The sequence below is a fragment of the Agrobacterium leguminum genome (assembly GCF_015704895.1).
Taxonomy (GTDB): Bacteria; Pseudomonadota; Alphaproteobacteria; order Rhizobiales; family Rhizobiaceae; genus Agrobacterium; species Agrobacterium leguminum.
This window is the reverse complement of sequence record NZ_JADQWB010000029.1, coordinates 21,000-46,921: the sequence shown is the minus strand read 5'-3', so window position 1 is coordinate 46,921 and position 25,922 is coordinate 21,000. Positions and strand designations below refer to the sequence as shown.

Genomic DNA, 25,922 nt, shown 5'->3' with positions numbered 1-25,922 from the left:
TCAGGTCTCTTCGGCGTTTTCTTCGGGGCAACTCAAATCGCAAAGATCAATCTCGAAGATAAACTCTGACTGTCAGGGATGTCTCCGAACACATGTCAGGGATGTCTCCGGTCTTTACAACAAGCCCGAGGATGACGTCGAATGTGGAGGATGGTTCGTAAGAAGCCTGAGCGACAGGAAGCGACCGCACTCTACTGAATCTTGTCCAGCATCTTGTAATAAAAGCCCACCAGCGGCAGGAACCACGGCTTGCCGAAATGACCCGGCACCGCCGGCCATTCCAGTCCCTTCAGCGGGTTGTTATCCGGCCGTCCGAGAATGGCGTCGGCCATGATCATGCCGAGATGGGTGGAAAGCTGCGCACCGTGGCCGGAATAGCCCATGGCGTACCAGACGCCGTCATGGAAACCGGCGCGCGGATAACGGTCCTTGGTCATGTCCACCAGACCGCCCCAGCAATAATCGATCGGCACATGCGAAAGCTGCGGGAAGATGCGATGCAGGCTTTCCGTCAGGATCGCACCGCTTTTGGCGTCTGAACGCTGGTCCGACGTGGCGGAAAAGCGCGCACGGCCGCCGAAGATCAGCCGGTTATCCGGCGCGAGCCGGAAATAATTGCCGATATTCATCGAGTTGACATAGGTGCGATTGCCCGGAACCGAGGCCTGAACCTCGGCATCCGTCAGCGGCCGCGTGGCGATGATGAAACTGCCGACGGCGATGATGCGGCGACGGAAATAACCGAAGCCGGACGGCGTGTAAGCGCCGGTCGCCACCAGAAGATTGTCGGCCGTCACCTTGCCGCGCGGAGTTTCCAGTTCATGGGTCCTGCCGTTCTGGATGTGCTTCGTCACCGCCGCATTTTCGAAGATCACCGCGCCATGACGGCTGGCGGCTTCGGCAAGGCCGGCCACATAGCGGCCCATATGCATCATCGCGCTCTTCTTCGAGAGCATGGCGCCATAAAAGGGCGAGCCGATCTCCGCCTTGAGATCGGCTGCGGAAAGAAGCGCCGTATCGGGATCGACCTCGGCATGCAGCGCCTCGAAATTCTTCGCCAGACCTTGGAAATGCTGCGGCTTGGAGGCGAGCTTCAGCTTGCCCGAGCGGCGGAAGTTGCAATCGATGCCTTCCTCAGCAATCAGGCCCTCCAGCGTATCGATTGAGGAATCGAGCGCCCTGTAGAGGGCGATCGCGCGTTCCTTGCCAAGCTCGGCCTTGGCGGAGAGATAGGAATGAGCGAGACCATTGTTGAGATGCCCGCCATTGCGGCCAGAGGCGCCCCAGCCGACCCGCTCCCCTTCAAGAACGACCACCCGCGCGCCGGCCTTGGCCAGCTGGCGCGCGGCCCCGAGACCGGTGAAACCTCCACCGATGACGGCGACATCGTAATGACCTTCGACGGGACCTTGCGCGGCACCTGAAAATTGCGGCGCGGTATCGTGCCAATAGGAGACGAACTTCATGGTCCCGACCTTTCCTTACAATCCAACGACGCCTGCCAGGCCGGAAATATCGGCGATTTCGACATAACCGTAATAGGGATTGGCGGGCTCGTGACCACGATTGACCCAGACCTTGTTCTTGATGCCGAGATCATGGGCCGACATCAGGTCGTAACGGAACGAGGAGGAGACATGCAGCATGTCTTCCGGACCGCAGCCCAGCATGTCGAACATATATTCGAAAGCCTTGAAGCGCGGCTTGTAGGCCTGCGCCTGCTCGGCGGTGTAGACCGCGTGGAAGGGCGCGCCGAGCTTTTCGACATTCGACATGATCTGTGAATTCATGGCGTTGGACAGGATGACGAGGGGAATTTCCTTCGCAACCTTGGCAAGCCCGGCCGGAACATCGGCATGCGGGCCCCAGGTCGGAACGCGCTCGTAAACGAAGGTGGCATCTTCATCCTTGAAGGCCACGCCATTGCGCTTGCAGCTGCGCGAAAGCGAATTGTGAACCACCTGGGCATAGGGCTTCCAGTCACCCATGATCTCATCCAGACGATAGGCAGCAAAATTTTTGATGAACTGCTGCATCTGCGCTTCATCGAGACGATCGCCATAAAGATCGCGGGCGGCCTCTGCCATCTGGAAATTGATCAGCGTGCCGTAGCAATCGAAGGAGATGTATTTCGGGCGGAAGATGGTCATGTCGTCGTCATCCTTGCTTGGGGATCGGCCGTGCCGGAATGAATTGATCATAGAAAGCCTTTGCCCGGTCGACGCACCGCAATTGCCATTCGCGGAAGCAGATTGTTGCGTATGCAGCCGCCAGTTTGGCAGAGAGTTGCGTTGAGGCAAACAGGAAGCCGCCGCCGGTCCCCGGTTTATGGCCGGGTGCGGACAAGATGCGGCATAAGATGCGGCGGCGGATAAAAGCAACAGCGAAACATATCGAACCTTCCCATTTGTCGGGACAATCTTCTTTCGGCATCGGTCTATCAATGAATAAGCAGAAAAACGGAGTTCCGGCATGCAGGCGAGCCTGATCGATATCCAAACGTTTCAACCGGACCACCTCGACGCGGCTGTTGAACTTTCCCGCCAGGCCGGCTGGCCGCACCGGAAAGAAGACTGGGCGCTGGTCCTTTCCCTGAGCAAGGGGTTCGTCGCCCTGGAAAACGGGCGTGTCGTCGGAACCGCCATGGCGACAATTCTCGGAGACACCTGCGCCACCGTCAATATGGTGATCGTGGACGAGAGCATGCGCGGCCGCGGCCTTGGACGCCAATTGATGGGCGCGGCAATGGACGCAGCAGAAAATCGCGAGTGCCGTCTTGTAGCCACGGCCGACGGCCTGCCCCTTTATGAAAAGCTGGGCTTCGCCGCCTGCGGCGAAGTGCTCCAGCATCAGGGCATTCCGGCCGCAACCGACAGGCCGGAAGGTGTCACCTGGGCGGAAACCATTGATCCGGCCGAACTCGCCGCGCTCGATGCGCAGGCTTTCGGTGCGGATCGCACGGCCCTTTTTGCAGCACTTGCCGAAAGGGCGCGTTTCGCACTCGTGCAGGAACAGGGCGTCATCAAGGGCTTTGCAGCACTTCGCGCCTTCGGGCGCGGCGAAGTCATCGGCCCGGTCGTGGCGGAAAATGCTGAAATCGCGAAAGAACTGATCGCATTCGTGTTTTCTGAACGTCCCGGCGCATTCCTGCGCGTGGATACTACCGCCGATACGGGCCTTGCCCCCTGGCTTGCCGAACGCGGTCTTGGCCATGTCGGCGGCGGCATCGCCATGCGCCGGTCGAAAACCGAAATCCCCGCTGACAAAAAACTGAAAACATTCGCATTGACCAGCCAGGCGCTGGGCTGAATCCGGAGAGACCCATGTTAAGCAATTCACTCATCGAACTGGATCGCGCCCATCTGGTGCACCCTGTCTCTTCCTTCCGCGGCCATGAGAAGCTGGGCGTGCGGGTACTGCAATCGGCACGCGGCGCAACCGTCACCGATATTACCGGCCATCAGCTCATCGATGGTTTTGCCGGCCTGTGGTGCGTCAATGCCGGTTACGGCCATGACAGCATCGTCGAGGCGGCGGCAAAGCAGATGCGGGAATTGCCCTATGCGACGGCCTATTTCGACATTGGCAGCGAACCGGCCATCCGGCTGGCCTCGGAGCTTGCGGACCGCGCACCGGGCGATCTCAACCACGTCTATTTCACGCTTGGCGGCTCCGATGCGGTGGACAGCACCATTCGGTTCATCCGCTATTACTGGCATGCCAAGGGCCAGCCGCAGCGCGACCAGTTCATCTCCATCGAACAGGGTTATCACGGCTCCACCACCGCCGGTTCGGGCCTCACCGCCCTGCCCGCTTTCCATGCCGGTTTCGGCGTGCCTTACGACTGGCAGCACAAAATCCCGTCGCACTACGCCTACCGTAACCCAGTGGGAAGCGACCCGGCCGCCATCATCGCATCCTCCCTGCAAATCCTGAAGGACAAGATCGAGACGATCGGTCCGGACCGCGTCGCCGCCTTCTATGCGGAGCCGATCCAGGGTTCCGGCGGGGTTCTCGTGCCGCCTCCCGGCTGGGTCAAGGCCATGCGCGACCTCTGCCGGTCCTATGGCATCCTTTTCGTCGCCGACGAAGTCATCACCGGCTTTGGCCGCACGGGGCCGCTGTTTGCCTGTGCCGACGAGGATATCGTGCCGGACTTCATCACCACCGCCAAGGGTCTCACCTCCGGCTACGTGCCGATGGGCGCCGTCTTCATGGCGGACCACGTCTATGATACAATAGCCGACTTCGCAGGCGAGGCCGCAATCGGGCATGGCTACACCTATTCCGCCCATCCCGTCAGCGCCGCCGTCGGTCTCGAAGTGCTGAAACTTTACGAGGGCGGGCTGCTGGAAAACGGCCGCCGCGCCGGTGAAAGGCTGATGGCGGGTCTTGAGAGCCTGAGAAGCCATCCGCTGGTCGGCGATGTCCGCGGGCGCGGCATGCTCGCCGCCGTCGAACTCGTGACCGACAAGGACAAAAAGACCCCGCTGCCGGCCGCTGCGGCCCCCGCCCGCAAGGTTTTCGACCGCGCCTGGGAAAACGGCCTGATCGTGCGCGCCTTTGCGAACGGTATTCTGGGTTACGCGCCGCCGCTCTGCTGCACCGACAGCGAGATCGACGCCATCATCGAGCGGACGCTGAAGACCCTCGACCAGACGCTCGAAGACCCCGCGGTACGAGCCGCCATGGCCTGAGGCGATAGCTGGTGGCGTTGCGGCACCCTCTCGAAATGTCGCAATGCACCGCATATTCGCAATATTCTGCCGAAGAGCCGATCCATTTCGGCGAATCCGGCGTGCCGAAAGTGCCAAACTATTAATGCAAACGGCACTAAACGCCATAAAAAAGGGCGTAATCGCAAATGGGAACGGGGCAAGGATCCCGTCCGGGAACAGAATAATCTGCCGCAGGCTCCCCAAGAGGCCGAGGCGGCAAAGCGGAGACCGACATTGCCCAAAAAACTGAGCGACTTCAAATATATGAGCTTCGACGTGGTGGGAACCCTCATCGATTTCGAAGGCGGCCTGAAATCGACGCTGGCCGCAATCGGCGCGGAAAACGGCGTGGAGGTCGATGGTGAAAAGGCGCTCGCGCTTTACCGCGCGGCCCGTTATTCCGACGCGACCGACCTGTTTCCGGATGACCTCGTCCGCGTATACCTGATCATCGCTCCCGAACTCGGCCTGCCGGCGGAACGCGCATTCGGTGAACGCCTGCGCGATGCGGCAAAAAGCTGGAAAGGCTTTGAAGACAGCCGCGCCGCCATGGCCGAGCTTGCCAAGACGCATCGCCTCATCGCGATGACCAACGCCCAGCGCTGGGCCTTCGAATATTTCTCGAAGGAACTCGGCAATCCCTTTCATGCCGCTTTCACGGCGGATGACACCGGCACCGAAAAACCCGATCCCGCCTTCTTCGAAAAGGTCTTTGCCTTTGTGGAAAGCGAAGGCGCATCGAAGGACGACATTCTGCACGTCGCGCAAAGCCAGTACCACGATATCGGCATTTCCCGGAAACTGGGCATGACCAATTGCTGGATCGAGCGTCGCCACGCCCAGAAAGGATATGGCGGTACGATCGAGCCGGAAAACTTTACCGAGCCGGACTACCACTTCACCTCCATGGCCGGCCTTGCCGAAGCAGTGAAACAGACGGGCGGCTGAGCCGCCCCGCCAATGGCGTGCCGCGAACTGGGATGCGGCATGCCGGAAATTTCTTCAGACGCATTTCAACAAATCATACAAAAGGGGAAGACCATGAGTGACAGGATTACAAACTGGAGCCGCTCCGACGATGCCGCCGTTGAACAGGCGATCCGACGCGGCGCAACGCGGCGTGAGCTGCTTCACATGCTGCTGGCGGGCGGCGTCGCCCTTTCCGCCGGTTCGGCCATCCTCGGCCGCGCCTCTGGCGCCGTTGCCGCAACGCCGGTATCCGGCGGCACGCTGAAAGCTGCCGGCTGGTCCTCCTCCACCGCCGATACGCTCGATCCGGCGAAGGCTTCGCTGTCGACGGACTACGTCCGTTGCTGCGCGCTCTATAACCGCCTGAGCTTCCTCGATGCTTCGGGCACGCCACAGATGGAGCTGGCCGAGTCGATCGAATCCAAGGACGCCAAGACCTGGACGGTGAAGCTGCGTTCCGGCGTTACCTTCCATGACGGCAAGTCGCTGACCGCCGATGACGTGGTCTATTCGCTGAAGCGCCATCTCGATCCGGCCGTCGGCTCCAAGGTCGCCAAGATCGCCGCCCAGATGACCGGCTTCAAGGCTGTCGACAAGAGCACCGTCGAAATCACGCTGGCCAGCGCCAATGCCGACCTGCCGACGATCCTTGCCATGCACCATTTCATGATCGTCGCCGACGGCACGACCGATTTTTCCAAGGGCAACGGCACGGGCGCCTTCAAGATCGAAAAATTCGAGCCGGGCGTGCGCTCGATCATGGCCAAGAATACCAATTACTGGAAATCGGGCGGGCCGCATGTGGACAGCTTCGAGTTCTTCGCGATCTCGGACGACAATGCCCGCGTGAACGCGCTTCTTTCCGGCGACATCCAGCTCGCAGCCTCCATCAACCCGCGTGCGCTGCGCCTGCTCGACAAGCAGGACGGTGTCGTTCTTTCCAAGACGACGTCCGGAAACTACACCAACCTCAATATGCGTCTCGACCAGGCGCCGGGCAACAATGCCGATTTCATCGCCGGCATGAAGTCGATCGTCAATCGCGAGCAGATCGTCAAGGCGGCGCTGCGCGGTCTGGGTGAAGTCGGCAACGACCAGCCGGTTCCGCCGATGAACCCCTACCACAATCCGGACCTGAAGCCGAAAGCCTTCGATCCGGACAAGGCGAAGTTCCACTTTGAAAAAGCCGGCCTCATCGGCCAGTCCATTCCGGTCATCGCATCGGATGCGGCAAGCTCTTCCGTCGACATGGCGATGATCATCCAGGCTTCCGCCGCCGAAATCGGCGTCAAGCTGGATGTGCAGCGCGTGCCTTCGGACGGTTACTGGAGCAATTACTGGCTGAAAGCGCCGGTCCATTTCGGCAACATCAACCCGCGCCCGACGCCGGACATCCTGTTCTCCCTGCTCTATGCTTCCGACGCACCGTGGAACGAAAGCCAGTACAAGTCGCCGAAATTCGACAAGCTGATGCTCGAAGCACGCGGCATGCTCGATATGGACAAGCGCAAGCAGATCTACTTCGAGCTGGAAACGATGATCGCCGACGAAGCCGGCACCATCATCCCCGCCTATATTTCGAACGTTGACGCCATCACCTCCAAGCTGAAGGGGCTGGAAGCCAATCCGCTCGGCGGCATGATGGGTTATGCCTTTGCGGAATACGTCTGGCTCGAAGCCTGATAGACCATGGAGCCGGGCGCGAAAATGCGCCCGGCAGCCTTTCCGTCGTTGCGGAAAGCCTCCACAATCAGGCACGTCGCAGGAGCATGTGAATGAACAGCCGGATATTATCCCTTATCGCCAGGCGGCTGGTCGTCATGCTGACGACGCTGCTTATCGTGTCGTTTATCGTCTTTTCCGCTACCAGCCTGCTGCCCGGCGACACGGCGACGATCCTTCTTGGCCAGGCGGCGACGCCGGAGGCCGTGGCCGGCCTGCGCACCGCCATGCATCTCGACGACCCCGCCCTCCTGCGTTTCGTCCGCTGGCTTCTCGGCCTGCTGCAGGGCGAACTCGGCACGTCCTACGCCAACAACATGGCGATTGCCGATCTTATCGGCCCGCGCTTCGTCAACTCCATGAAGCTTGCCGGCATTACCACCATCATCGCCGTGCCGCTGGCGCTCACCCTCGGCATCAGCTCCGCCATGTTGCGCGGAACGCTTTATGACCGGGTCGTCACCGTGCTGACCATCGGCGTCATCTCGGTGCCGGAATTCATGATCGCCACACTCGCCGTGCTGCTTTTCGCCGTCTATCTGAAATGGCTTCCGGCGCTGTCGCTGGTCAGCGAAGTTCACACGCTTTTCGATGTTCTGCGGGTCTATGCCATGCCGGTTATCACGCTGACCTTCGTTGTTTCCGCACAGATGATCCGCATGAGCCGCGCCGCCGTCATCGAGACACTGGATACGCCCTATGTGGAAATGGCGCTTTTGAAGGGCGCGCCGCGCATGCGCATCGTGCTTCGCCATGCGCTTCCCAATGCGCTCGGTCCCATCGTCAATGCGGTGGCGCTGTCGCTTTCCTATCTCGTCGGCGGCGTCATCATCGTCGAGACGATCTTCAATTATCCCGGCATCGCCAAGCTGATGGTCGATGGCGTCGCGACCCGCGACCTGCCGCTGATCCAGAGCTGCGCGATGATCTTCTGCGTCGGTTATCTCCTCCTCATCACGACGGCTGACATCATCGCCATCATGTCCAATCCGAGGCTGCGCTGATGGTCGACAATATCAAAACAACTTCGGGGACCTCGCGTTTGGGTTACAAGATCAACGCAGTCGGCGTTTTCGGCTTTCTCGTCATTTTTTTCTGGGCCATGGTCGCAATCTTCGCGCCCTATCTCATTCCGCATCCGGTCGGTGAGATCGTCGATCTCGATTATTTCGGGCCGATGACCTCCGATCTCTGGCTCGGTTCCGATTATCTCGGTCGCGACGTGTTTTCCCGCATTCTCATGGGCGCGCGTTTCACGGTCGGCATATCGCTCGCCGCCGTCGCCATCGCCTGCACCTCCGGCGTCGTGCTCGGCATGTGCGCCGCCGTCATCGGCGGCTGGTTCGATGCGGCGCTCAGCCGGTTTCTCGATGCGGTGAACTCCATTCCGAGCAAGCTTTTCGGCCTCGTGGTCGTCGCCGCCGTCGGCTCTTCCATTCCGGTGCTGATCATCACGCTCTCGGTCATCTATACTCCGGGCGCCTATCGTTTCGCCCGGGCGCTCGCCGTCAATGTCAACACCATGGATTTCGTCACCGTCGCCCGGGTGCGCGGCGAAAGCCTGTTCTACCTCATCGGCTCTGAAATCCTGCCGAACATCGTTCGGCCCGTACTGGCCGATCTTGGCGTGCGCTTCGTGTTCATCGTGCTGCTTCTGTCGGGCCTCTCCTTCCTCGGCCTCGGCCTGCAACCGCCGAATGCGGACTGGGGCGCGCTGGTGCGTGAAAACATCGGCGGCCTGCCGTTTGCGGCCCCCGCCGTCATCTTCCCGTCGCTGGCCATTGCCAGCCTGACGATCAGCGTCAACCTGCTGATCGACAATCTGCCGCAGAAAATCCGCGACAGGAGCGAATAATGAGCAATCTCGTTGAAATCCGTGGACTGAAAGTCGAGGCTACCACCGATTCCGGTCGCCGTATCGACATCATCAAGGGCGTGGACATCGACATCGCCGATGGCGAAATCGTCGCGCTGATCGGCGAAAGCGGTTCCGGCAAGACCACCATCGCGCTGACCCTGATGGGCTATGCCCGGCCGGGCTGCCGCATTTCCGGCGGCAGCGTCAAGGTGGCGGGCCAGGACATGGCGCAGCTTTCCGAGGCCGAACGCGCCAAAGTCCGCGGCACGAAAGTGGCCTATGTGCCGCAAAGCGCCGCCGCCGCCTTCAACCCGGCGCAAAAGATCATCGATCAGGTCATCGAAGTCACCCGCATCCACCATCTGATGCCGCCGCAGGAGGCACGCACACGCGCGGTGGAACTTTTCAAGGCGCTGTCGCTGCCCAACCCCGAGACCATCGGCGAGCGTTACCCGCATCAGGTGTCCGGCGGCCAGCTTCAGCGCCTCTCCGCCGCAATGGCGCTGATCGGCAACCCGAAGCTGGTGATCTTCGACGAGCCGACCACCGCGCTCGACGTCACGACCCAGATCGAGGTGCTGCGCGCCTTCAAATCGGCAATGCGCAAGAACGGCATCGGCGGCGTGTATGTTTCGCACGATCTTGCCGTCGTCGCCCAGATCGCCGACCGGATCGTTGTGCTGAAAGGCGGCGAGGTTCAGGAAACCGGTACGACCACGAATATCCTCAAAAATGCACAGCATCCCTACACGAGGGAACTGCTGACGGCCTTTCATGACAAGGCGCGCGTCATCACACCCGCCAAACAGGAGCAGGCAACGCCGCTGCTGGATATCGAAAAGCTGATTGCCGGTTACGGAACGAAGGGCGAAGACAAGATGCCGCTGGTGCGTGCGGTGGATAGCGTCAGCCTTTCGGTCTATCCCGGTCGCAATCTCGGCATCATCGGCGAATCCGGTTGCGGAAAATCGACACTGGCGCGCGCCATTGCCGGCATTCTGCCGGCGGCCGGCGGCCATGTCATCTTCGAAGGCCGCGAGCTGGATGCGGATGCACGGCGTCGAACCGGCGACCAGCTGCGCCGGATGCAGATCGTGTTCCAATATGCCGATACCGCACTCAACCCGTCGAAACCCATCGAGGATATTCTCGGCCGGCCGCTGACCTTCTATCACGGCATGAAAGGCAAAGCGCGCGACGCCCGGATCGATGAGCTTCTCGATATGGTGAAGCTGCCGCGCTCGGTGCGTCACCGCCACCCTTCCGGCCTTTCCGGCGGGCAGAAGCAACGCGTCAATTTCGCCCGCGCACTAGCCGCCGAACCCTCGCTCATCATCTGCGATGAAATCACCTCGGCGCTCGATACCGTGGTCGCGGCCGCGATCATCGATCTTCTCGGAGAACTGCAGCGGGAGCTGAACCTCTCCTATATCTTCATCAGCCACGATCTCTCGGTGGTGGAAACCATCTGCGACGAAATCGTCGTGATGTATGGCGGGCAGAAGGTGGAGCATCTGGAAACCGAAGCGATCAAATCGCCCTCCCACCCCTATTCGAAACTGCTGTTCTCCTCTGTGCCGAAACTCGACCCGACATGGCTCGACAATCTCCAGCAGGATGCGGAACTGGTGCGGGCGTTTTCGAAAAGGTGAGCTGGACGAATGCCAAACAGGTAAGAGAACCTCTCCTCCGTCATGCCGGACTTGATCCGGCATCCAGCCACGACGCGTCTGCGTCGTGAAAAGAGTATCATGCGATCAAAGACTTGATCGCGCTGGACCCCGGATCAAGTCCGGGGTGACGGAATGTGAATGCAACGCCCGTGCCAAATCCATCGGTTCTGCGGATGTCTGAGGCCCTCCCTCCACCTCAAAGCGGAAACAGGCTGGTCAGCGGCATATGCGATTTGATGATCGGCGATTTCAGCACCACGAAGCTGAAATATTTGTCGATGCCCACGTCCATATCGGTCAGCCGCTCCATGATCGACTGGTATTCGACGATGCCAGAGGTGACGAATTTCAGCAGGTAGTCGTAACCGCCCGAAACAAGGTGGCATTCCACCACCTGGTCGATCTTTTCGACAACGCCGAGGAAGCGGGCGAAATCGATCTGGCGATGGTTCTTGAGCGTGATTTCCGTAAACACCGTCAGCGTCTGGCCGAGCTTGTTGATGTTGATCTGCGCCGAATAACCCTCGATATAACCTTCCGCCTGCAGCTTCTTCACCCGCATCAGGCAGGGGCTTGGCGACAGATTGACAAGCTCCGCCAGCTCGACATTGGTGATGCGACCGTTTTTCTGCAATTCGTAGAGGATCTTGATATCGATCCGGTCAAGTTTCATCACGTGCGGAACCCCTTTTTTGTTTTTTGAACACGCGGCATAAAATTCTGGCGCGGCAAAGGAAATCTTACCACATGGGCGAGCCCTGTCGACGTGGGGATATTTTTTTGATGCAGCATAAAGAGTTGCAGAGGCGTCGCCCAACAGCAGGAGATTCCGGCAACAGGCCCAGTCTGGCAGCGTTTACACGCCGGCTGAGGTAAATTAGGACGAATATAAGGAGTCCGACCATGCCCGCCCCGCTGCAACAGATCACGACATCGCCGGAACTGCCGACATCCGCAGACGTCGTCATTATCGGCGGCGGCATCGTCGGTGTCTTCGCCGCCTATTATCTTGCCCGGCGCGGCCTGAAAGTGGCGCTGGTCGAGAAAGGCCTGATCGGGGCGGAGCAATCCAGCCGCAACTGGGGCTGGTGCCGCCAACAGAACCGCGACGCCCGCGAATTGCCGATTTCCACGAAGAGCTTGGCATTATGGGAAGAGTTTGGCGCAGAGAGCGGCGAGGACACGGGTTTTCGCCGCTGCGGGCTGTTTTACCTGAGCGACAATGAGGCCGAACTTGCCGGCTGGGCGCGCTGGCGCGACTTTGCCATTACCGCAGGGGTGACGACCCATATGCTGAGTGCCGATGAAGCGAGCGAACGCGGCCGATCCACGGGAAAGCGCTGGAAGGGCGGCGTATTTTCGCCGACCGACGGCACGGCCGATCCTTCCATGGCGGCGCCCGCCGTGGCGCGCGCCATCATCAAGCTGGGCGGCACGGTGCATCAGAATTGCGCCGCACGCGGGCTTGAGACGGAAGGCGGCCGGGTCAGCGCCGTCGTCACCGAAAAAGGCACGATCCGCACCAAAACCGCCATCATGTCCGGCGGGGCCTGGGCGTCGTCCTTTTGCCGGCAGCTCGGCATTCGTTTCCCACAGGCCTCCGTCCGCTCTTCCATCCTCTCCGTCACTCCGGGTGCGGAAGGGCTGCCGGATGCGCTGCACACCGCCGCCGTTTCGGCAACGAAGAGAAAAGACGGCGGCTACACGCTCGCCATCAGCGGGCTGGGGCGCATTGACCCGACGGCGCAGCAGATGCGGTTTGCCCGTGAATTCATCCCGATGTTCCTCAAGCGCTGGCGAAGCCTGCGGCCAGGCGGGCTGGAAGGCATTCGCGGCGGCCACGAGACGCTGAAACGCTGGCGGCTCGATGCGCCGACACCGATGGAACGGGTTCGTATTCTCGACCCAAAACCCAATGCCGCCGCCATCCGCGAGACTCATCGAAGGGCGCTGGAGCTTCTGCCCGCCCTCGGCAAAACGCAGATTTCCGCCGCCTGGGCCGGTTTCATCGACAGTACGCCAGATGGCGTGCCCGCCATTGGCGAAACCAGCGAATTGCCCGGCTTCATCCTCGCCGCCGGCTTCAGCGGCCACGGTTTCGGCATAGGGCCGGGCGCCGGCCATCTGATTGCCGATATCGTGACGGGCTCGAACCCGATCGTCGATGCCGCCCCCTATCACCCCAGTCGTTTCCTGAATTCGTCCTGGGGCAAGGTCGCGGATTTCTGATCCTCCCTTAATGGGATGCGGCAGGCTGACCACGACGGAAACGGCCGATGTGAAAATCCGCAATCGGCGTCGTGGTCTTTCCGGTCGCTATCAGCTCCGCCATCACGTCGCCGACACCCGGGCCGATCTGGAAACCGTGGCCGCTGAAGCCGAAAGCGTAATAGAGGCCGGAGGTTGCGGCACTGTCTCCCATGACAGGCAGGTCGTCGGCCATATAGCCCTCCACGCCGGACCAGGTGCGGATCAGCCGGGCATGGCGCAAGGCGGGGGCCAGCCGCAGAAGCTGACGCAGCTGGGCATCGAGCCCGGCGGGATCGTATTTCGCCCGGCGTTCGTCCAGCGCGGCGGCGCATCGTTTCACGCCGCCGAAAATGACATTTCCGCGCGGGATTTGCCGCATATAGATCACTTCGCCGGGAATTTTGGTGGAGACGCCAACGACCGGATGAATGAACCATGGCAAGGGTTCCGTCACGCCCATTTGCGGGCCGGCAACCTCCAGCGGCACCGCCTCCCCCAAAGCGCCGGCAAACCCGCCGCCCCATGCACCGCTGGCGACCAGCACCGCGGGCGCGCGATAATCCCCTTCCGCCGTCGTCACCCGGAAATCCTCGCCGGCCTTTTCGATGGCCAGAACCTCGCAATTTTCCACGATCGTTGCACCGTCCCGCCGCGCCGCACGGGCAAAGGCGGGCGCGACGAGGCGCGGATTGGCGTGACCGTCATGCGGCGACCATGATCCGGCAACCGCTTCCGGTCCGATGAATGGGAATTTCTGCCGGATGACCTCGCGCGGGAGGACATGCAATTCCAGACCGTATTGCGCGGCATCGTCGCGGTATTTCTCGACCGTGGCGATCTGTTCTTCCGCCCAGAGAAACCGGATATGGCCGACGGGCATGAATTCCACATCCGCACCGGTCAGTTGCGGGATGCGGCTCCAGATGTCCCGGGATCTGTTGGCGAGCGGAAGCTGCCCGAGGTAACGGCCCTGACGGCGGACATTGCCGAAATTGGTGCCGCTCGCCTGCTGACCGACAAGGAAACGCTCCAGCAGAATGACGCTGACGCCCCGTTGCCGCAGAAAAAACGCCGTGGCGGTTCCGACAATGCCGCCGCCGACAATAATGACATCCGCCTCCGCAAGCGCGTTACGCATTATCGTCTCCCCTCACAATCGCCAGCGGCAACGGTTTTACCGGCGCCTGCCCGCGCAACCGTCCCGCCGATTCCACCGGCAGACCACAGGCGGCGGCGACAATCTCCTGTCCCGCCTGCCCGCAAAACCGCCCCTGGCACCGGCCCATGCCAGCCCGCGAGAAAGCTTTCGAGCGATTGACTTCCGTTGCGCCCTTGCCGGTGACGCTCGCGCGCAGCTCTCCCGCCGTCACAACCTCGCAGCGGCAGATGATCGTGTCGTCGGCAAGCGCCTGCGCCAACTGGTGCGGCCAGGGGAAGGCCCGGGCCATTCCCTGCGCAAAGCGTCTCGTCGCTTTCAATTGTTTCCGGCAGCGGCCGATCTCCGCGCGGGATGGCTTCAAGCCTTGATCCTCAAGAAGCGCGAAGGCGGCAAGCCGGCCGGAGGCTTCCGCACCATCTGCACCGAGAATACGCACGCCATCGCCCGCCAGATAGACATTCGGCACAGAACTGCGTCCCATATCGTCCACATCCGGCAACCATTGCCGGATCGGCGGATGAAAGGAGAAGCGACAACCGGCAAGATCGGCAAGCTGGCTTTCCGCCCGCAGATGATAGCCCGTACCGACCGCATCGCAGGCGAGGCGTTTTTCCTCACCGGACGCATCCCCGTAGCGGATACCGGTCACGCCGCTCTCGGCGTGACCGATAATCTCGAACGGCACGATACCCCGCTCGATCCTCACCCCGCCGGCCAACAGCGCCCCAACGAGCCACATGCCCTTGAGGAGCTGCGCCGGCCGCGCCATCATCCCCGGCAGCCCCTTGATCTGCGTGGAAAACGGCGTGGTATCCAGAACCGCCACGGGGGCCGCGCCTGCCTTCATATATTGATAGGCCACGAGATAAAGCAGCGGCCCGGTACCCATGAAAACCACCCGCCGGCCTATCGCACAGGCTTGCGCCTTCAGGGATATCTGCGCAGCGCCAAGCGAAAAACATCCCGGCCTCGTCCAGCCCGGCAAAGGCATGATGCGGTCGGTCGCACCCGATGCGATGATAAGGGCGTCGAAATTGAGAGCTTCGGATGTCTCGGCGCGCTGAATATGAATGCGATTGTCGCGGATTGCCCATGCCAGGGTCTGCGGGCGGTAATCGATGTGGTCCGAAAGCCCGTCGAATGCCTCGTGCAGAGCCTTCGCCTTGCCCGCTTCCGTGCCGTAAAGGGCCGCATAGGAACGTTGGAAATTTTGCGGCTGGCGGCGATAAATCTGGCCGCCGCTGCGATCTCCCTCATCGATGACGACGGGGCGGAGCCCCGCCCGCACCAACGCCTCGGCGGCACGCGTACCGGCGGGGCCGGCGCCCACGATCACGACGCGCAAATCTGCCATAACCCCTCCGGAACCTCGGTTCTGATATCCATGCCCGGGAGTACGGCGGTGGAACAGGCGCGCAGCCGCTCGCCTTCACCCGTCCAGACCCAGCAATCCTGACAGGCGCCCATCAGACAGAACCCCGCCCGCTCGCCATCGGCGAACTCGGACAAGCGGGCAAAACCGCGCGAGAGCATCAGCGCCGTCAGCACTGTGTCGCCCTCCAGCGCCTCGACCGGCAAGCCGTCGATCAGGACAGGGCAAGCCGCGCGTCGCTCTTCGGCGATGCGCCTGAATCTGGCCAGCATCCGCGTTTCCTTTCCCGAAACCTTCGCAGGCACCTCTCCTGCACCCTCACAGATTTCCACGGCAGAAGGTTTGCCGCCAATCGCAAATGGTCGCTTGAACAGAACCTTGGGTTATGGAAGAGATGACGCTGGAGGTTTCCATGAACGCCCGACAGCTTGAAATTTTCCGCGCCATCATGCGCGACGGCTCCGTGACGGCGGCCGCCAATTCGCTTGCCGTTTCCCAGCCCGGTGTCAGCAAGGTGCTGCATCATCTGGAAAGCCAACTGGGTTACAAGCTGTTCGAGCGCATTGGCGGGCGGCTGGTGCCGACGATGGAAGCACATCTGATCTATGAGGATGCCGACCGGGTTTTTCGCGAACTTGAGGTTCTGAAAAAGCTGACGCGCACCATCGGCGAGCGCAAGCTCGGCCTTCTGCGCATCGGGGCCAGCCTGCCGGTCACCTATTCCGTGCTGCCGGAGGCGCTGCTTGCCTTCCGGCAGGCGCATCCGACCGTCAAAATCCACCTCAACGCCCTGCCCAAAAAAGAGATTGCCGAGCAATTGCTGCTGGGCGACATCGATTTTGCGGTAACGCTGTCCACCATTCAGGCGCCAACGGTGCGCAGCGAAATTCTCGCCTCCGTACCGGTCGTGGCGGTGATGCGGCATGACGATGCCCTGGCCGAAATGATGACGGTGACGCCCCGCGACCTCGCCGGCAGGCCGCTGATTTCCTATGGCAACCATGCGGACGAGATCGGCCCGCAGCTGAACGAGGTCTTCGAACGCGACGGGCTTATGCGGGATGTCTCGGTGCAGGTCACCTCATCGGTCGGTGCCGTGCCGCTTGTGCGCGGCGGCATCGGCATCGCCCTTGTCGACGGCCTGGTGCGCTGGAACAGTTTCGAGGGGGTGACGGTACGCCCTTTCATGCCTGAAGTGACGATGAATGTCGCCGTTTCCACCAACACGGCCCGGCCGCTCTCGCGCTTCTTCAAACCCTTCGTCGGTGAATTGCGAAAGCTTTTCCGCGCCCTTCCCGCGCAGAATTGACGGACAAAACAATACCCGCAAGGCCTGAGCCTGCGGGTATTGCAGTCCGCCGCATGTGTTCGAACGGTCAGCTTTTCGGCAGGCCGGGCGGGTTGGTCCGCGATTCCGGCAGGGCTTCTTCCGATAGCTGCCAGCGATCCAGAATCTTCGCGTAAGCGCCGCTCTTGATCAGATCGTTGGTGGCAAGCGTCAGCGCATCGGCCAGTCCCGATCCCTTGCGGGTGGTGATGGCGACATCGGACCGCTCCGGCCAGCCGGCCGAGAGTGTTCCGACACGCTTGATGGTCTTGTCGCGCGCGGCGATGAAGACCAGCTGCGCATGCGGCTGAACGATCACATCCGCCCGCCCCGCTGAAAGCGCCACAAGCCGGGTCGCTTCATCATCGTAATATTGCAGCTCGATCGGCTTCAATCCGGCGGCGACGTTTTCGTCGCTCCATTTCAGCAGAATGCGCTCCTGATTGGTGCCGGCGCCGACGATGATCCTCAGGCCGGCCGCGTCCTTCGGCTCGCGGATGGCGGTTATGCCGCTGTCTGCCTTGACGAAAAATCCGTGCAGGCCCTGACGATAGGTGGAGAAATCGAACTTCTCCTTGCGCTGCTCGGTGACGCCCACATTCGAGATCACCGCATCGTATTTGCCGGAGGCAAGCCCCAGCGGCCAATCCGCCCAGGCCACCGCCACCAGTTCCAGCTCCAAGCCAAGGCTGTCGGCCACCGCAAGCGCATAATCGGGATCTGCGCCGACCACCGTTTTTGCATCCGTCGCATAGGTCGCGAGCGGCGGTCCGCCGGGTGCGACCGCGACGGTGAGTTTGCCCGGTGTGACGAATTTGAAATCCTTCGGAACGGCGGCAATTGCGCCGGGGTCTTTCTCAACCCGGATGCGGCCGGGCTGATCCGGCGACAGGTCGAAGACATCGGTTGCGAAAGCCGACCCAAGACCGGCGATGGAGAGAACGACGCCGAGCGTGGCCGTGGCGAGACGAGAGGTGAAGGTCATTGTGGTTTCCCGATAGAATGCCCGATAGAATGACTGCGGGACGGAGGTAGCGCGGACGGGAGGATGCCCGCGCTACCGGCTGAGTGATGTCCCACCTTCAACTCAGCTTTTGGCTACTCAGCTTTCACGCTCAGCTCTTGGGCAGGCCGGGCGGATTGGTGCGGGATTCGGTGATGGCTTCGGAACCGAGATTCCAGCGGGCAAGAACCTTGCCGTAATTGCCGTTCTTGATCTGGGCGTTCAGCGCGGCGGTGATGGCGTCCGCTATGCCTGCGTCCTTTTTCGAAGCGACGGCGATCTCGGCCGCTTCCGGCCAGCCACCGGAGAAGGTGCCGACAAGCTTCGTCTTCTTCTGGCTCGCCGCCTGAAAGGCAGAGGTCGCGTTGGGGCCGAGATAGGCATCCGCGCGGCCGGATTGCAGGGCGACGTCAAGCACGGCCTGATCGTCGTAATATTGCACCTCGGTATCGGCCAGCCCCTTCGCCTTGTTGTCCTTGATCCATTTCAGCAGGATCTGCTCCTGATTGGTGGCGGCCCCGACGATGACCTTCAGCCCTGCGACATCCTCCGGCTTGCCGATTGATGTGACCTTGCTGTTATTGCCGACGTAGAAGCCGAGCAGATCGTTGCGGTAGCTGGAAAAATCGAACTTTTCCTTGCGGGCTTCCGTCACCGTGATGTTGGAAGTAACGGCGTCATATTTGCCGGATGCAAGACCGAGCGGCCAGTCCGCCCAGGCGATGGGCACAAGCTGCAGCTCAAGGCCAAGGCTGTCGGCGACCAGCTGGGCGATATCCGGCTCCACGCCGATCGGCGTTTTCGTGTCGCTTGCATAATCCACCAGCGGCAGGCGGAAGGGAACGGTCGCGACCGTCAGCTTTCCCTGTGCAATGAACTTGTGGCCGGCGGGCAGAAGCTTGATTGCCTCTTCCACCTTTTCGACACGCACCCGCCCCTTCTGTTCGGGCGACAGGTCAACCTCCTGCGCATGCGCGGCCGGGATGAGCGCAGCGGTGGCGGTGAAAAGACCGCCGGCAAGCAGGGACAATAATTTCGATGAAAATGCCATGTGAGTGTTTCCTTTGTTGTTGATTAGAGAACTTTTGCGAGAAATTCGGCCGTGCGCGGGTGGTCCGGCTTGTTGAACACCTTTTCCGGCGTGCCCGTTTCGAGAATGCGGCCCTGTTCCATGAAGACGACCCTGTCGGAGACTTCGCGGGCAAAGCCGATTTCGTGGGTGACGATGATGAGAGTGACGCCGGAGCGGGACAGCTCCTTGATGACATCCAGCACCTCATTGACCAGCTCCGGGTCGAGCGCGGATGTCGGCTCGTCGAAGAGCAGCACCTTCGGCCGCAGCGCCAGAGCCCGGGCAATCGCCACGCGCTGCTGCTGCCCGCCGGAAAGCTGACGGGGATAAGCGCCTGCCTTTTCGGCCAGTCCGACGCGGGCCAGAAGATCGCGCGCCTCGGCTTCCGCCTGTTCTTTCGATATGCCGCGAACCACGACCGGCGCTTCGGCGATGTTTTCAAGCGCCGTCAGATGCGGGAACAGGTTGAAGCTCTGGAATACCATGCCCACTTCGACGCGGCGCTTCAGAATGTCCTTTTCCTTCAGCTCATAAAGCGTGTCGCCTTTCTGGCGATATCCGACCAGTTCACCGTCGATGGCGATGAAACCGTCGTCGACACGCTCCAGATGATTGATGGAGCGCAGCAAGGTGGATTTGCCGGAACCGGACTGACCGAGAATGGTGGTGACGCTGCCTGCCGGAATGGAGAGCGTGACATCGTCCAGCACCTTCAGTGTTCCGAAGGACTTGGAGACGCCGTGGATATTGACCGAACCGCCACGATTGCCGAGCTGGAAGCTGGCGCGGGCGGACGCCGCATGCTCGGGCCTGACAGCTGCCGTCTCCACCACATCAGGCACAGGTTTACGCGGCAAAAAGGTGCGAAAGATCGTGGCGAAAAGTGAGGGCGGCGGATTGCGCAGCGCGCCGCGCGAGAAGTGCCGTTCGATGTGGTGCTGAACGATGGAAAGCGCGGTCAGGATCACCAGATACCAGACGGTGGCGACCATCAGCAGCGGGATCACTTCCAGATTGCGGCGATAGATGATCTGGATCGTATAGAACAGCTCCGGCAGCGCGAGGATATAGACCTGCGACGTGCCCTTTGCGAGCAGAATGATCTCGTTGAAACCATTGGGCAAAATGGTCCGCATCGCCTGCGGCAGCACGATCCGGGAAAACTGTCGGCGGCGCGGCAGACCGAGGGAGGCCGCCGCTTCGAGCTGACCCTGCTCCACCGAGAGGATGCCGCCACGCACGATTTCCGATGAGAAAGCCGCGGCATGCAATGTCAGCCCCAGAACCGCTGCGGCAAAGGGCGTCATGAGCTGCGTGGTATTCCAGCTGAAGAAATTGATACCGGTATAAGGCACGCCGATCGTCACGGTCTCGTAGAGATAACCGAGATTGTTGAGGATCAGCAAAAGCACGATCAGCGGAATGGAACGGAATATCCAGATATAGGTCCAGGAGATCGCAACCAGCAGGGGCGAACCCGAAACGCGGGCGAGCGCCAGAACCGTGCCGAGCACGAAACCCAGAAAAGCCCCGAGCACGGTCAGCAGCAATGTCCGGCCGAGCCCCACAAGCACCGGTTCGGCAAAGAACCATTCCGCAAACACGTTCCATCCCCAGCGGGGATTGCCGAAGACGGAGTGCAGGATGGCGGCAATGATGAGAACCGCGAGAACGGTGCCCGCCGTGCGCAGCGGATAACGGGCGGGGACGACGCGAAAATGCGCATAGCCGTGCCTGGCCGGCTCATCCTTCTGTTCGCTCACCGCAACATGCGGAAAATCGGAGGCTATTGTCATCGGAGAAAGCCTTTCAGGGATGAACCGGAGAGAGTTGCGGCCGGGCGGCCTGTATTGGCGCACCGTCCGGGATGGAGGTGGCCGTGTCGGAAAGAAATTTTTCGAAGGGCAAGGACCGGATCGTCTCGGGATCGGCCGCGGTATCGAACAAGGCGCGATAACCATTGGTGAGATAAAGACCGACCGCTTCCGGCTGACGGAAACCCGTGGTCAGATAAACGCGGGCATAACCCTGCCGGATCGCCTGCTGCTCCAGTTCCCGGAGCACGATTTTCGCAAGCCCTTGCCGGCGATGGGCGGAATGGGTCCAGACTCGCTTGAATTCCGCCGTTTCCTCGTCGTAGCGCATGAAGGCGCCGCCGGCGATCGCTTTGCCGTCACGCAGAAGCAGCAGGAAATTGCCCGATGGCGGGCTGAAGGCTTCCGGCGGATATTTGTTCAGCTCCGCCTTGGCCCCTTCCGCATTGAAGAACGTGCCGTAGCGGCTGTCATATTCGAACAGCAACTCCTCCAGAAGCGGGGTTGCGAGCGGATCCTTGACCGATGTGTAGAAAAAACTGTCGCTCATGTCCTTGTCCTAATTTTCGCGTCAGGAGAGATAGGCTTCCGCCAGCCGCACCCAGAAGCGTGCTGCCGGCGCGATGATCGCGTCGTTGAAATCGTAGTGGGGGCTGTGCAGCGGCGCGGTGTCGCCATTGCCAACGAAGAGATAAGAGCCCGGCCGCTCCTGCAGCATGAAGGCGAAATCCTCGCTCGCCGTGCGCGGCTGGAACGCTTCGGCGATCTGCCCGGCGGCGAAATGCCGTTTGGCGACATCACGAGCGAACGCCGTCTGAGGGACGTGATTAATGACCGGCGGGAAACCACGGGAATAGGCGACCTCGGCCTTGGCGCCGAAGCTCTCGGCCTGCGCTTTGGCCAGCGCCGGAAGCCGCTCCTCCAGCCTGTCACGCACGGCAGGCAAAAAAGCCCGGGCGGTGATCTGAAGCTCGACGCTCTCGGGAATGACGTTGGAGGCGGTTCCGCCATGGATGGAACCGACCGTCAGCACCGCCATCTCGCGCGGATCGACATTGCGCGAAACGATGCTCTGCAGGGCGGTGACGAAACTTGCCGAGGCGAGAACCGGATCGACCGTCTCATGCGGCGCGGCGCCATGCCCGCCCTTGCCGACGATCCGCACCTTCGCCTTGTCGACGGAGGCCATGGCCGGGCCTTCGACGAAACCGAACTGCCCGGTGTCGACACCCGGCCAATTATGCAGCCCGAAGACCGCATCGACCGGAAACCGCTCGAAAAGCCGGTCCTTTATCATCGCCCTTGCCCCGGCGCCGATCTCCTCGGCCGGCTGGAAGATCAGCGTCAGCGTGCCGGAAAAATTCGATGTTTCGGCAAGATACCGGGCGGCGGCAAGCAGGATCGTCGTATGGCCATCGTGACCGCAGGCATGCATGACACCCTGCGTCTGGCTGGCATAGGCAAGGCCAGTTTCCTCGATAATCGGTAGGGCATCGATATCGGCGCGAATGCCGACGCGCTTGTCGCCATGACCGCGTTTCAACGTGGCGACAACGCCGTGGCCGCCGACACCTTCCGTCACCTCATATCCGAACGACAACAGATAGCGGGCAATGAGCGCCGCCGTGCGTTTTTCCTTGAGCGAAAGCTCCGGATGCCGGTGGAGATCATGCCGGATGGCGATGCTCTCGTCGATGAAGGCAAGGATTCCCCGTTCGGCGTCGTCCTGCGGACGCGCGCCGTCAATGCGGATATTCATGGTTCTGTCTCCTGCGCGGCTCGCTACGCGCCGCGTCTTGAAATCTGCACCGGACGGCAATCGTCTCCGCCCGGCTGCAAGCTCAGGCGATGGCCTTGTCCGACCCGTTTTCGCGTCGGGAATAGACGCTTTCCCTGAAAGGCAGGCCGAGATGGTCGCGCAGCGTCGCCCCTTCCAGATGCGGGTCGAAATAACCGCGCCGCTGCAGCACCGGGATGACGAGACGGATGAAATCGTCCAGTCCCTCGGCAATCACCGGGAAGCCCAGAATGAAGCCATCGGCCGCATCGTGCTCCACCCAGCGGATGATTTCGTCAGCCACCTTGTCAGGGGTGCCGATGAAACCTTCGCGCGGGGTCGCTGCCTCCAGCGCCGCCTCGCGCAGCGTCTGGTTCTTTTCCTTGGCGCGTCGCTTGATGCGGTCGGTCGTGGAGCGGAAACTGTTCTTGCCGATCTCGCCGAGTTCGGGGAAAGGCTCATCCAGCGGATAGACGCTGAAATCATGATGATCGAAGAAACGGCCGAGATAGGCCAGCGCATCCTCGATGGTGATGAGGTTGCGGATGACGTCGTATTTCGCCTCCGCTTCCTCCTGCGTCTCGCCGACAATCGGGCCGATACCGGGAAAAATCTTCACATCGGCAGCCGACCGGCCCTGCGCGACGGCGCTCTGTTTCACACGCTTGAGGAAAGTCTGGTTTTCCTCCAGCGAAGCGGAATTGGTGAAGACGGCATCTGCATGTTTGCCCGCAAGACCGATGCCGGCATCGGAGGAGCCGGCCTGGAACACCACCGGCTGCCCCTGCGGCGAACGCTGGATATTGAGCGGGCCTTCCACCTGGAAGAAACGGCCCTTATGGCCGAGCGTATGGAGTTTGGCGCGGTCGAAGAACTGTCCCGTCTCGCGGTTGCGCAGGAAAGCGTCGTCGTCCCAGCTATCCCACAGGCCCTTGATCACTTCGAGATATTCGTCGGCAATCTCGTAACGCAGCGCATGTTCGGGGTGGTTGCGGCTGTAATTCTTCGCCGTACCTTCGAGCGGCGTCGTCACGGCATTCCACCCGGCGCGGCCGCCGCTCAGGAGGTCGAGCGAGGCGAACTGGCGGGCAATGGTGAAGGGGTCGCTATAGGAGGTCGAAACGGTGCCGGCGAGACCGATCTTCGAGGTCACGGAGGCCAGCGCCGAAAGGATCGTCAGCGGCTCGAACCGGTTGAGGAAATGCGGGATCGACTTGTCATTGATATAGAGCCCATCCGCCACGAAAGCGAAGGCGATACCCGCCGCTTCCGCCTTCAGCGCGGTCTTCCTGAAGAAGTCGAAATTGACGCTGGCATCCACCGGGCTTTTGGGGTGCCGCCAGGCATTCATGTGCCCGCCGGGGCCCTGAAGCATGATGCCGAAACGGATTTTCTTTCTCGTCATGTCATTCCCTCCTCAGAGAAAATTACGCCGCCCGGGAAAGGCGATGCGTGGCAAGCAGTTCTATCGAGGCAAGCCGCTGATCGGCACCGACATGCGGCGGCTCGATGATGAATTCCTCGATGCCGTGCTCCTCGGAAAGCGCACGAAGCGCCTTGTGAATATCCTCCGGCCCGCCATGCAGGACGTTGGGTTTTCGCTCTTCGATGCGGTAATCGGTATCGCCGGACTGGCGGGCGAATTCCTCCGCCTGTTCTCGGCGGCCGAGGTTGAACGCCCTGCCGTCGCTGAGGAATACCCGGTAGATGCGCTGACCTTCCACCTGTCTCGCGGCATGGGCGGGGTCGCTGGCCGCAAAAGCCGACAAAGCAAGGATTGGAGCGCTTCCGCCGCTTTCTTCCCGGAAAGCCGAGAGGCTGCGGCGAAGAACCTCCGCATCGCCATTGAGGTGGCCGGCAAAGACGAAATTCCATCCCCTTGAAGCCGCAAGCCTTGCGCTTTCCGGGCTGGCGCCGAGCAAAAATCGTTCCGCAGCGACCGGCGGCGCAGGTGTTGCCCGCAGCCCGGCCTGTGCGTGGTCCTGCGGCGCGGCGCCGGACAAAAACATGGTGAGTTCACTAAAGGCCGTTTCGAAATCGGGTTTACGGGCAGGATCATAGGCCTGCTGCAAGGCCGACGTCGCCAGCGGCAACCCGCCCGGTGTCTTGCCGATGCCGAGATCGACCCGGCCGGGCGCGAGCGACGACAGCACGTTGAAAACCTCGGCGACCTTGTAAGGGCTATAGTGCTGCAACATGACGCCGCCCGAGCCGACGCGAATGTGGGAGGTCTTCGCCAATATCCATGCAACCAGCGCTTCCGGCGCGGAGCCGCCAAGCTCCGGCGAATTGTGATGTTCGGCCACCCAGAAACGGCGGTAACCCAGCTCTTCGGCGCGTCTGGCAAGATTGATCGTGTCGCGGAATGCACTCGCCGCGTCCTCACCCGTCGGAACCGGGCTCTTGTCCAGCAAACTGAGCGTATACATCATCACCTCGTGTGTCTTTGATGCATACTTTGTCTACCGATTTTATATTCTAATAAAGGATGATCGTTCCACGTTGCAGCGCGATCAGAGAAAATATTGTTTTCAGTGATGTTTTCGGAAGCCAGCCCTGACAAAGCCATCGGCAAGGCGGGAGGAATGGCCCAAAAAGGCTGCAACAGGCCGCTTTCAACGCCAAACCCGGACGAAACGGGCTTGCGCCGGAATTCGCTAAAAACTACTTAGTAAGTTAGGAATAATATGGCCCGGCGCTGCAAAACGTGCCGACTCTCTTTTCGGATCATGCGATGTTGACCAAAAAAGGCAAATACGGATTAAAGGCTCTTGTCGATCTGGCGCGGCTGCCCCAGGGCGAGACCGCCTTCGTGACCGAAATTGCGACCCGCAACAATATCCCGAAAAAATTCCTGGATACTATTCTTCTGGAGCTGCGCAATAGCGGCATTCTGCGCTCCAAGAAGGGCCCGAATGGCGGTTATTCGCTGTCGAAAATGCCATCCGAAATCATGATCGGGCAGGTCATCCGCACGCTGGACGGACCTCTGGCCCCCATCCGCTGTGCAAGCCGCACGGCCTTTGAAGCCTGTGACGACTGCGATGATCCGGAGACCTGTCAGGTCAGGGTTTCGATGACGGACGTGCGTGACGCCATCGCAACCATTCTGGACAATATGACGCTTGCGCAATTCGTGGCGAAGGACGGGCAGAACGCCCGCTCCATTCCGGCCGGCGAATAGGATTCCGCACGGCCCTTCATTCGA

At 61.2% G+C, this 25,922-nt stretch carries 24 protein-coding genes; 10 read left to right on the top strand and 14 right to left on the bottom strand.

Features of this window, described 5'->3' with window-relative positions:
- Positions 1-191 precede the first annotated feature (191 nt).
- From I3J13_RS24760 to I3J13_RS24750, 3 genes are read right to left on the bottom strand one after another with little or no spacing between them, the layout of a single operon-like run.
- The gene (locus I3J13_RS24760; RefSeq protein ID WP_196380587.1) at positions 192-1,466 is read right to left on the bottom strand and encodes an NAD(P)/FAD-dependent oxidoreductase; all 1,275 of its coding nucleotides are present in this window, start codon (positions 1,464-1,466) and stop codon (positions 192-194) included.
- Positions 1,467-1,481: 15 nt separating this feature from the next.
- Entirely contained in the window at positions 1,482-2,150 is a 669-nt protein-coding gene (locus I3J13_RS24755) for a haloacid dehalogenase type II (RefSeq protein ID WP_035221404.1), read from the bottom strand.
- Positions 2,151-2,157: 7 nt separating this feature from the next.
- Positions 2,158-2,508, bottom strand: a complete 351-nt coding sequence (locus tag I3J13_RS24750) for a hypothetical protein (RefSeq protein ID WP_196380586.1) — start codon at positions 2,506-2,508, stop codon at positions 2,158-2,160.
- Between I3J13_RS24750 and I3J13_RS24745 the strand changes: the two genes are divergently transcribed.
- The 7 genes from I3J13_RS24745 (at position 2,473) to I3J13_RS24715 (ending at position 10,919) form a co-directional block, all read left to right on the top strand.
- Positions 2,473-3,309 (top strand): GNAT family N-acetyltransferase, encoded by an 837-nt coding sequence (locus I3J13_RS24745; RefSeq protein WP_142780511.1) that lies wholly within the window; start codon positions 2,473-2,475, stop codon positions 3,307-3,309. The two genes, I3J13_RS24750 and I3J13_RS24745, sit on opposite strands and share 36 nt — an antisense overlap.
- A 14-nt stretch (positions 3,310-3,323) precedes the next feature.
- Positions 3,324-4,697 (top strand): aspartate aminotransferase family protein, encoded by a 1,374-nt coding sequence (locus I3J13_RS24740; protein WP_020813308.1) that lies wholly within the window; start codon positions 3,324-3,326, stop codon positions 4,695-4,697.
- 255 nt (positions 4,698-4,952) lie between these two features.
- Positions 4,953-5,666, top strand: a complete 714-nt coding sequence (locus tag I3J13_RS24735) for an HAD-IA family hydrolase (protein WP_003524662.1) — start codon at positions 4,953-4,955, stop codon at positions 5,664-5,666.
- 93 nt (positions 5,667-5,759) lie between these two features.
- A complete protein-coding gene (locus I3J13_RS24730) occupies positions 5,760-7,370 on the top strand; it encodes an ABC transporter substrate-binding protein (protein WP_196380585.1) in 1,611 nt (536 codons plus the stop codon).
- Positions 7,371-7,462: 92 nt separating this feature from the next.
- A complete protein-coding gene (locus tag I3J13_RS24725) occupies positions 7,463-8,413 on the top strand; it encodes an ABC transporter permease (protein ID WP_196380584.1) in 951 nt (316 codons plus the stop codon).
- The gene (locus tag I3J13_RS24720) at positions 8,413-9,264 is read left to right on the top strand and encodes an ABC transporter permease (protein ID WP_196380583.1); all 852 of its coding nucleotides are present in this window, start codon (positions 8,413-8,415) and stop codon (positions 9,262-9,264) included. Before I3J13_RS24725 ends, I3J13_RS24720 begins: the two co-directional genes overlap by 1 nt.
- Positions 9,264-10,919: an ABC transporter ATP-binding protein gene (locus tag I3J13_RS24715; protein WP_196380582.1), complete on the top strand. Its 1,656-nt coding sequence runs from the start codon at positions 9,264-9,266 to the stop codon at positions 10,917-10,919. Before I3J13_RS24720 ends, I3J13_RS24715 begins: the two co-directional genes overlap by 1 nt.
- Before the next feature lie 217 nt (positions 10,920-11,136).
- Here the strand turns inward: I3J13_RS24715 and I3J13_RS24710 are convergent, their stop codons facing one another.
- Positions 11,137-11,613 carry an Lrp/AsnC family transcriptional regulator gene (locus I3J13_RS24710; RefSeq protein WP_003506856.1) on the bottom strand — a complete coding sequence of 159 codons (477 nt, stop codon included), beginning with the start codon at positions 11,611-11,613 and terminating at the stop codon, positions 11,137-11,139.
- A 230-nt stretch (positions 11,614-11,843) separates the two neighbouring features.
- Here I3J13_RS24710 and I3J13_RS24705 point away from each other — a divergent pair, with 230 nt between their 5' ends.
- The gene (locus tag I3J13_RS24705) at positions 11,844-13,169 is read left to right on the top strand and encodes an NAD(P)/FAD-dependent oxidoreductase (protein WP_196380581.1); all 1,326 of its coding nucleotides are present in this window, start codon (positions 11,844-11,846) and stop codon (positions 13,167-13,169) included.
- A 7-nt stretch (positions 13,170-13,176) separates the two neighbouring features.
- Here I3J13_RS24705 and I3J13_RS24700 read toward each other — a convergent pair whose 3' ends face one another.
- The 3 genes from I3J13_RS24700 to I3J13_RS24690 are packed head-to-tail and all read right to left on the bottom strand — an operon-like array spanning position 13,177 to position 15,993.
- A complete protein-coding gene (locus I3J13_RS24700; RefSeq protein ID WP_196380580.1) occupies positions 13,177-14,328 on the bottom strand; it encodes an NAD(P)/FAD-dependent oxidoreductase in 1,152 nt (383 codons plus the stop codon).
- Positions 14,321-15,703, bottom strand: a complete 1,383-nt coding sequence (locus I3J13_RS24695; protein ID WP_196380579.1) for an FAD/NAD(P)-dependent oxidoreductase — start codon at positions 15,701-15,703, stop codon at positions 14,321-14,323. The genes I3J13_RS24700 and I3J13_RS24695 overlap by 8 nt, the downstream gene beginning before the upstream one ends.
- Positions 15,682-15,993 carry a (2Fe-2S)-binding protein gene (locus tag I3J13_RS24690; protein WP_196380578.1) on the bottom strand — a complete coding sequence of 104 codons (312 nt, stop codon included), beginning with the start codon at positions 15,991-15,993 and terminating at the stop codon, positions 15,682-15,684. The genes I3J13_RS24695 and I3J13_RS24690 overlap by 22 nt, the downstream gene beginning before the upstream one ends.
- 113 nt (positions 15,994-16,106) lie before the next feature.
- On the opposite strand from I3J13_RS24690, the gene I3J13_RS24685 reads away from it, so the two are divergent.
- Positions 16,107-17,030 carry a LysR family transcriptional regulator gene (locus I3J13_RS24685; protein ID WP_065657182.1) on the top strand — a complete coding sequence of 308 codons (924 nt, stop codon included), beginning with the start codon at positions 16,107-16,109 and terminating at the stop codon, positions 17,028-17,030.
- A gap of 67 nt (positions 17,031-17,097) precedes the next feature.
- Here the strand turns inward: I3J13_RS24685 and I3J13_RS24680 are convergent, their stop codons facing one another.
- The 7 genes from I3J13_RS24680 to I3J13_RS24650 form a co-directional block, all read right to left on the bottom strand.
- Positions 17,098-18,033 carry an ABC transporter substrate-binding protein gene (locus I3J13_RS24680; protein ID WP_196380577.1) on the bottom strand — a complete coding sequence of 312 codons (936 nt, stop codon included), beginning with the start codon at positions 18,031-18,033 and terminating at the stop codon, positions 17,098-17,100.
- Between the two features lie 130 nt (positions 18,034-18,163).
- Positions 18,164-19,102: an ABC transporter substrate-binding protein gene (locus I3J13_RS24675; RefSeq protein WP_196380576.1), complete on the bottom strand. Its 939-nt coding sequence runs from the start codon at positions 19,100-19,102 to the stop codon at positions 18,164-18,166.
- A gap of 23 nt (positions 19,103-19,125) precedes the next feature.
- The gene (locus I3J13_RS26000; RefSeq protein ID WP_196380575.1) at positions 19,126-20,919 is read right to left on the bottom strand and encodes an amino acid ABC transporter permease/ATP-binding protein; all 1,794 of its coding nucleotides are present in this window, start codon (positions 20,917-20,919) and stop codon (positions 19,126-19,128) included.
- A gap of 13 nt (positions 20,920-20,932) precedes the next feature.
- Positions 20,933-21,487 carry a GNAT family N-acetyltransferase gene (locus I3J13_RS24665; protein ID WP_196380574.1) on the bottom strand — a complete coding sequence of 185 codons (555 nt, stop codon included), beginning with the start codon at positions 21,485-21,487 and terminating at the stop codon, positions 20,933-20,935.
- Between the two features lie 21 nt (positions 21,488-21,508).
- Positions 21,509-22,696 carry a M20 aminoacylase family protein gene (locus I3J13_RS24660; protein ID WP_196380573.1) on the bottom strand — a complete coding sequence of 396 codons (1,188 nt, stop codon included), beginning with the start codon at positions 22,694-22,696 and terminating at the stop codon, positions 21,509-21,511.
- An 82-nt stretch (positions 22,697-22,778) separates the two neighbouring features.
- A complete protein-coding gene (locus I3J13_RS24655) occupies positions 22,779-24,119 on the bottom strand; it encodes an LLM class flavin-dependent oxidoreductase (RefSeq protein WP_196380572.1) in 1,341 nt (446 codons plus the stop codon).
- 22 nt (positions 24,120-24,141) lie between these two features.
- Positions 24,142-25,146 (bottom strand): LLM class flavin-dependent oxidoreductase, encoded by a 1,005-nt coding sequence (locus I3J13_RS24650; RefSeq protein ID WP_196380571.1) that lies wholly within the window; start codon positions 25,144-25,146, stop codon positions 24,142-24,144.
- 302 nt (positions 25,147-25,448) lie between these two features.
- Here I3J13_RS24650 and I3J13_RS24645 point away from each other — a divergent pair, with 302 nt between their 5' ends.
- On the top strand, positions 25,449-25,898 hold the full coding sequence (locus I3J13_RS24645) for an RrF2 family transcriptional regulator (protein WP_059753414.1): 450 nt from the start codon (positions 25,449-25,451) through the stop codon (positions 25,896-25,898).
- The last annotated feature ends 24 nt before the right edge of the window (positions 25,899-25,922 follow it).

Coding starts and splice junctions, on each gene's coding strand:
- I3J13_RS24760 (WP_196380587.1), bottom strand. CDS start 1,466: ATGAAGTTCGTCTCCTATTGGCACGATACCGCGCCGCAATTTTCAGGT.
- I3J13_RS24755 (WP_035221404.1), bottom strand. CDS start 2,150: ATGACCATCTTCCGCCCGAAATACATCTCCTTCGATTGCTACGGCACG.
- I3J13_RS24745 (WP_142780511.1), top strand. CDS start 2,473: ATGCAGGCGAGCCTGATCGATATCCAAACGTTTCAACCGGACCACCTC.
- I3J13_RS24740 (WP_020813308.1), top strand. CDS start 3,324: ATGTTAAGCAATTCACTCATCGAACTGGATCGCGCCCATCTGGTGCAC.
- I3J13_RS24730 (WP_196380585.1), top strand. CDS start 5,760: ATGAGTGACAGGATTACAAACTGGAGCCGCTCCGACGATGCCGCCGTT.
- I3J13_RS24725 (WP_196380584.1), top strand. CDS start 7,463: ATGAACAGCCGGATATTATCCCTTATCGCCAGGCGGCTGGTCGTCATG.
- I3J13_RS24720 (WP_196380583.1), top strand. CDS start 8,413: ATGGTCGACAATATCAAAACAACTTCGGGGACCTCGCGTTTGGGTTAC.
- I3J13_RS24715 (WP_196380582.1), top strand. CDS start 9,264: ATGAGCAATCTCGTTGAAATCCGTGGACTGAAAGTCGAGGCTACCACC.
- I3J13_RS24710 (WP_003506856.1), bottom strand. CDS start 11,613: ATGAAACTTGACCGGATCGATATCAAGATCCTCTACGAATTGCAGAAA.
- I3J13_RS24705 (WP_196380581.1), top strand. CDS start 11,844: ATGCCCGCCCCGCTGCAACAGATCACGACATCGCCGGAACTGCCGACA.
- I3J13_RS24700 (WP_196380580.1), bottom strand. CDS start 14,328: ATGCGTAACGCGCTTGCGGAGGCGGATGTCATTATTGTCGGCGGCGGC.
- I3J13_RS24695 (WP_196380579.1), bottom strand. CDS start 15,703: ATGGCAGATTTGCGCGTCGTGATCGTGGGCGCCGGCCCCGCCGGTACG.
- I3J13_RS24690 (WP_196380578.1), bottom strand. CDS start 15,993: ATGCTGGCCAGATTCAGGCGCATCGCCGAAGAGCGACGCGCGGCTTGC.
- I3J13_RS24685 (WP_065657182.1), top strand. CDS start 16,107: ATGGAAGAGATGACGCTGGAGGTTTCCATGAACGCCCGACAGCTTGAA.
- I3J13_RS24680 (WP_196380577.1), bottom strand. CDS start 18,033: ATGACCTTCACCTCTCGTCTCGCCACGGCCACGCTCGGCGTCGTTCTC.
- I3J13_RS24675 (WP_196380576.1), bottom strand. CDS start 19,102: ATGGCATTTTCATCGAAATTATTGTCCCTGCTTGCCGGCGGTCTTTTC.
- I3J13_RS26000 (WP_196380575.1), bottom strand. CDS start 20,919: ATGACAATAGCCTCCGATTTTCCGCATGTTGCGGTGAGCGAACAGAAG.
- I3J13_RS24665 (WP_196380574.1), bottom strand. CDS start 21,487: ATGAGCGACAGTTTTTTCTACACATCGGTCAAGGATCCGCTCGCAACC.
- I3J13_RS24660 (WP_196380573.1), bottom strand. CDS start 22,696: ATGAATATCCGCATTGACGGCGCGCGTCCGCAGGACGACGCCGAACGG.
- I3J13_RS24655 (WP_196380572.1), bottom strand. CDS start 24,119: ATGACGAGAAAGAAAATCCGTTTCGGCATCATGCTTCAGGGCCCCGGC.
- I3J13_RS24650 (WP_196380571.1), bottom strand. CDS start 25,146: ATGATGTATACGCTCAGTTTGCTGGACAAGAGCCCGGTTCCGACGGGT.
- I3J13_RS24645 (WP_059753414.1), top strand. CDS start 25,449: ATGTTGACCAAAAAAGGCAAATACGGATTAAAGGCTCTTGTCGATCTG.